The sequence below is a fragment of the Streptomyces sp. UH6 genome (assembly GCF_013421635.1).
In the GTDB taxonomy this organism is placed as follows: domain Bacteria; phylum Actinomycetota; class Actinomycetes; order Streptomycetales; family Streptomycetaceae; genus Streptomyces; species Streptomyces abyssomicinicus.
The window spans coordinates 1-1,458 of record NZ_JACADT010001221.1 but is presented as its reverse complement, the minus strand read 5'-3'; the positions used below and the strand labels follow the sequence as shown (position 1 = coordinate 1,458).

The following is a 1,458-nucleotide window of genomic DNA, read 5'->3' as shown; positions in this document are numbered from 1 at the left end:
TGACGAGCGCGAGGCCCGCCTCGGCCGCCGCCGCGTAGCCGTCGTCGATCGCGACCACACGCCGACCTGCGGCGTCCAGCATCGAGGCCGCGACGGCAGCGCGCATACCGCCCGCGCAGTGCACCCAGACGGTGCCGTCGGGGACCTCGTCCAGCCGCTGGTGGATCCGGTGGATCGGGATGTGGACACTCTCCTCGATCCATCCGGCCGACCGTTCCCCGTCCCGGCGCACGTCCAGCACGACCACCCGCTCGTCTGCCGAGAGGGCGGCGGCCAGGTCGGCGAAGGTGCCGCGGGGGAACGACGACGGCCGCTCTCCCGGGCGGAGCCAGTCGGCGGGGGAGCCGACGGCCGCCGCGGCGGGGCGGTCGATGCCCACCCGGGCCAGTTCACGCTGCGCGCGGGTCACCTCCTCGGCGCTCGCGCCCAGCAGGGTGACCGGCTTGCCCCACGGGATCGTCCACGCCAGGTAGGTGGCGAGCTGCCCGTCGAGCTCGAAGTTGAACGAGCCGGCCACGTGCCCCTCCGAGAACGCCACCCGGCTGCGCAGGTCCACGACCCACTCGCCGGCGGCCAGCCGGCCCGCGATCTCCCCGGCGTCCGCCCGTCGCGGGGGCGTCAGGTCGATGGGCCCGGGGCCGGAGGCGTTGGCCGGACCCATGTGGGCGTAGTAGGCGGGGACGTCGTCCAGGCCGGCCAGCATCTGCCCGACGAACTCGTCCACGTCCTGGAGGAGCGCCGGGTTGGAGCTCTTCTCGGCGCCGATGGTGCTGCGCTCCCCGCCGGCCCGGCCGGAGGAGCAGAAGCTGCCGAAGCCGTGCGTGGGCATCACCGCGACGTCGTCACCCAGCTCGGCGGCGAGCCGGTGGGCGGATGCGTGCTGGGCGCGGGCCAGCCGCTCGGTCAGGCGGGGTTCCACCAGGTCGGGGCGGCCGACACCGCCGATCAGCAGCGACCCGCCGGTGAAGGCGGCGACGGCGCGGCCGTCCTCCTCCAGCACGTAGGAGATGTGGTGCGGGGTGTGGCCGGGGGTCGCGACGGCGCGGAGGGTCAGCCCCTCGTCGATGTCCTCCACGTCGCCGTCGGAGACCGGGACCCGGTCGTAGGAGACGGAGGCGGCGGCCGGGACCAGGTACCGTGCACCGGTCAGCCGGGCCAGCTGCAGTCCGCCGGTCACGTAGTCGTTGTGCACATGGGTCTCGGCCACCGCGACGATCCGGACGCCGCGCCGGGCGGCCGCCTCGACCAGGCGGTCGATGTCCCGGGGCGGGTCCACCACGACGGCGGCCCGCGCCCCGCCCGCCAGGTAGCTCCGGTTGCCCAGCCCCTGCGTCTCCAGGACGTCGGCGAAGAACATGGAACGCACTCCTTCGCGAATTACCCCCCCGGGTATTGTCTCCGTGGCCACCGTAACATACCTAGGGGGGTATCTCGGTAGGGGTGCGACCGCTCCCGCGC

At 74.5% G+C, this 1,458-nt stretch carries 1 protein-coding gene; it reads right to left on the bottom strand.

Annotation, left to right across the window (positions count from 1 at the left end; all coding sequences use genetic code 11):
* The coding region (locus tag HW445_RS30760) for an MBL fold metallo-hydrolase (protein ID WP_180224071.1) at positions 1 to 1,357 on the bottom strand (1,357 nt) is incomplete at its 3' end.
* Between the last annotated feature and the right edge of the window lie 101 nt (positions 1,358 to 1,458).